Here is a 4,494-nt window from a genome sequence, read left to right on the forward strand (position 1 = left end):
ACCGCTTTTCGCAAGTTGAATATTCTTGCTCAAAGCTGGATGAGAGCTAATGATCTATAATGAAAAACCCCAGTGTTCACCATCACACTGGGGTTTCATATGGTTATTTGTTATTACATTAATCCGAGGGCTCATTTTTTATATTTCGAATATTTTTATATTCCAAAATCGTTAATACGATCATCATCCCATCTAAAAATGATAGAAAGAGTAATACAAACGAATAAGTTGACATAAACCTCTGCATTTGGAAAATGATGAAAACTAAAAACATTAAGCAAGATACTGGATATGCCCATAATTTTTTTTGCCATAATAATATCAAAATGATTAACTTTACACCACCATGTGAAAGTAGATAATACGTTGTAAAATGCTGTGCACTTAATGAATAGACTTGGCTAACAGAAATGAGATAGTTCATGATTAAATCGGTTGGGTCTTCAAAAAGTTCTTCTTTTGAAATAACAGCAATTAATTGATTCATCCGATCAGGTGTTAAAAAAAACATCAGAAATCCGCTTATAATTTCACCTGCATCAAACAGTCCCTTTAGCACTAAACCAATATGAAACCCAATATGAATGGTGCCTTTGCTCACAGTTTTATTCACGATTACCTCCACGCCATGAGTATTGATCGCAAATATTAGGTTCAATACTATGGTCTTTTCCAGCAACTACCCATAAAGCACTAAATAAATTGACATTGTATTTGTTACCAAAAATTCTTCAATCACAGATATTGCAACTTTCTGCGCCTCTTCCTTAGGATATCCATATAGACCTGAAGAAATAAGTGGAAATGCAATACTCCCTATATTTAGTGCCTTGGCTAAATTTAAGGCATTTTGATAACAAGCTCTCAACAAAATTTCTTCGTTTTGCGATCCACCATGCCAAACTGGCCCAACGGTATGAATAATGTATTTGACTGGTAGTTTATACCCTCTTGTAACTTTTGCCTGACCTGTTTCACATCCGCCTAGGCCTCTACATTCCTCTAAAAGACCTGGTCCAGCTGCCCTGTGTATTGCACCATCTACGCCTCCACCACCAAGTAAAGTAGAATTTGCCGCATTAACAATAACGTCAACATTTACTTTTGTAATATCTCCATATATAATTTCAAATGGCATTTTCTTCACCTGCTTTAAAATTGTATTTTAACTTGATTATAATAAGTCATCTTAATTTTATGCTTTGCTTTTATTTTATGCTCTGCCTTTATTTTATACCCATTTTAAGAACACTAAATACCACTCCCAGTATTATCCTAAAATTCATTGCTTATGGACAAGCAATTTAAGGTATAATAACATAAGACACTTCATCGAGTTTAGAATAAAGAACTAAGCTCAACATACATATTAGGAACATAAGTTTAATTTATAAGGTCTTCACCCGTATCCAGTAATGATCTTCCTCAATCCAAAAACATCATATTCTCTTTTCATGGAGGTCCTTTTGAGATTAATTAAGAAATTTAGAGAATCTTTTAATCAAAAAATAATTGCCCTGTTTATCAGCATGCTGGTGGTCTCTTCCATTTTCATTGGTATTACTGGGTATTTTATTGCACATAAAGCCTTAGATGCCAAAGGTGAAGTTATACTAAAAAACAGTGCCATTCAAGCTGTTGAACTGATTAACTCGAAATATGCTATGGTCCAAAGTGGCGCTTTAAGCCTTGAAGCTGCTCAAGAAGAGGTTAAAGAAGTTTTGTCAGGGAAGCTCAATCCAGATGGAACACGCACGCTAAATCATCTCATTGACTTAGGAACCAATGGCTATATGATCATTTACGATCAGTTTGGTACTGAAGTTATGCATCCAACACTTGAGGGACAAAATGTATGGAATGTTGTGGATTACAAAGAAGATACACATTTCATCGTTCAAGAACAAATTAAAACTGCAAAATCAGGCGGTGGATTTGTTAATTATCAATGGCTCTACCCTCATTCAGATAAAATTGGCGATAAGATTTCTTACAACCTATATGAGCCAAACTGGAAGTGGACAGTTGTGGCTACAGCATATAAATCTGACTTTAATAAACAAGCCAATACGATTTTGAAAATTTTATTGATTTCAATTTTTTTAATTGGCTCACTTATTTCAATTATCATCACCACTTATGTCAATCGCATTACAAGCCCTATATTGAAGGTCTCTGAGGGCATGATACAAGTTGGAAAAGGACATTATGATATCCTACCCCTCACGATAGTGACTGATGATGAAATCGGCAGACTTATTCGTGGCTATAATGGGATGGTAGAATCTTTGTCAAAAGCTGAAAAGGATCTTGCCTCTCAAAATGAAAAACTCCACTACTTGGCTTATCATGACGAACTAACCGGTCTTTTAAATCGTCATGGTCTTAAAGAAGCTGTAAGTAACAGACTTTCTAAAATTCAAAGCGGCTATTTTGTCCAATTAGACATTGTTGGCTTAAAATCCATCAACTCTACCATGGGCTACGATCAAGGCGACCGATTATTGAACCTGTTTGGTGAATATTTCTCAATCCACTTTCATGAGCCTTTTTATTGTGCCCGTACTGGAAGCAATGAATTTTCCTTATGGCTTGAATCACTTGAAATGTCAGAGACAAGCCACCTTGTATATAACCTAAGACATGAACTTAAGCAGTACCTTGAGCGAAACGATTTCACTCAAATGATAGATTTCTATTTATCCATGTCATTGTATCCCTCTCAAGGTGACAACTTTGATACCCTTTATGAGGAAGCCACAATGGCTATGAAACAAGCCAAGGAGAAAAAAGACTTATCCATCAACGTATATGAACCCAACATGAAATACGCAATTGAAAACGAACTCCTCATGAGACAGTACTTACACAAGGCCCTTTTGAATCAGGAAATACTACCCTATTACCAATCTAAGATTGATTATACAACCCATACCGTTGTTGGTGTTGAAGCCCTTGCACGATGGACCTCAGAAGAGCTTGGCATCGTTTCTCCAGCTGTTTTTATTCCCGCAATTACCCAGCTCAATATGATGATCGAATTTACAGAATACATGTTCAAATGTGTTTTAAACGATTACAATGAGCTCAAAGCAAAGTATGGGGACCATATTAGTGTTTCAGTTAATATTTCACCTTCATTTTTTCTTGATAAAGATTTCTACGCCAAGATGAATCGATATATTTCTGAATCTAATGTTCCAGCAGATAAAATCATTTTAGAAATCACAGAAGATATTTTTATTGCTGATTTTAAAGAAGTTTCAGTCATTATACGAAACCTTCATGAAATTGGCTTCAAAATATCAATTGATGATTTCGGCACAGGCTACTCTTCTTTAAATTACCTAACCACTTTTGATTTTGATGAAATTAAGATAGACAAGACTTTCATAGACCAAATTATTGAAGACGAAAAAGTTTTCAATCTTTTTAAGATCATTTGCAACATCGCAGAGATTTACAATTATGATATTGTTGCTGAGGGGGTTGAGACCAATAGCCAGCTCGATAAGATTTCGCAAACTTCACTCAAAGTCATCCAAGGATATCTCTTTTCAAAACCTGAACCCCTTTAGGCATTTTGCTCATAACAAGATTTCTTGTACTTAAAAAAGCCACCTGATTTATGATGTGAATATATCATCATATACCAGGTGGCTTGATTTTTATCTATCTTACTGAATTTCTATAGCTTGCCATCATTCTTGCAAGGCCACCACCATTTTCAGAGTTGGTAAAGCCATTTGCTTTTAAAATTTGTAATGCATAAGCACTTCTAGCACCAGAAGCACAGTAGAGAATAATTTTACGATCCTTGTTTTCAAGTTCAGAACTTCTATACTCGAGTTCATCAAGTGGAATATTGATTGCCCCTGGATAAGCACCATAAGCAAACTCTTCCTCTGAACGTACATCTATGATAAGAGGGCCTGTTGTCACCTCTTTTTTAACTTCTTCTTTAGGTGCTTCTACTTTTTCTTCACCTGCATTTTCACCAAGCTTTTTCTGGTCCGGAGCCTGAAGATTCAAGATGAAGTTTTGAGGTGTAATAGATCTTACATAGTTTGAAAGACTTATGAAACCACCACTTACGTTAATCACATTTGTAAATCCTGCACCCACTAAAGTTCTTAAAGCTTGATGTCCTTTTTTACCCGTTTGATCATAAACAAATGTCAATTGATCTTTTGGTAACTTATGAAGATTTGAAGTCAGCATTTCAAGTGGAATGTTGACAGCACCCTCTACATGCGCTTTTTCATATGAGAACACATCTCTTACATCGATCCAAAGTGCTTTTTTACCTTCAAGGTATGCATCAACTTCACCGATTGTAAGCGCAGGCGAAAAACCTGAAATTCTATTTTCAGCAACATATGCTGCCATGTTAATTGCGTCGTTTGCATTGCCAAGTGGTGGTGAGTATGCAAAGTCCATATCTGTTAAGTCGGATACTGTAAGCTTAGCAGCCACAGCAGTCGCTAAGACATC

General features: G+C 35.7%; 3 protein-coding genes and 1 pseudogene. 1 reads left to right on the forward strand and 3 read right to left on the reverse strand.

What is annotated here, in order from left to right; all coding sequences use genetic code 11:
* Nucleotides 1–118: 118 nt before the first annotated feature.
* Both AC220I_RS18625 and AC220I_RS18630 read right to left on the reverse strand, forming a co-directional pair.
* Nucleotides 119–613: a DUF2127 domain-containing protein gene (locus AC220I_RS18625; RefSeq protein WP_486725367.1), complete on the reverse strand. Its 495-nt coding sequence runs from the start codon at nt 611–613 to the stop codon at nt 119–121.
* A gap of 72 nt (nt 614–685) precedes the next feature.
* Nucleotides 686–1,138 (reverse strand): annotated as a pseudogene (locus AC220I_RS18630) (O-acetyl-ADP-ribose deacetylase); the annotation flags it as partial.
* Nucleotides 1,139–1,466: 328 nt separating this feature from the next.
* On the opposite strand from AC220I_RS18630, the gene AC220I_RS18635 reads away from it, so the two are divergent.
* Nucleotides 1,467–3,578: an EAL domain-containing protein gene (locus AC220I_RS18635; protein ID WP_486725368.1), complete on the forward strand. Its 2,112-nt coding sequence runs from the start codon at nt 1,467–1,469 to the stop codon at nt 3,576–3,578.
* A 94-nt stretch (nt 3,579–3,672) separates the two neighbouring features.
* On the opposite strand, the gene AC220I_RS18640 is transcribed toward AC220I_RS18635, so the two are convergent.
* Nucleotides 3,673–4,494 (reverse strand): rhodanese-like domain-containing protein (locus tag AC220I_RS18640; RefSeq protein ID WP_486725369.1); only part of this gene is annotated, 822 nt, incomplete at its 5' end.

Source organism: Fusibacter sp., from assembly GCF_057447755.1.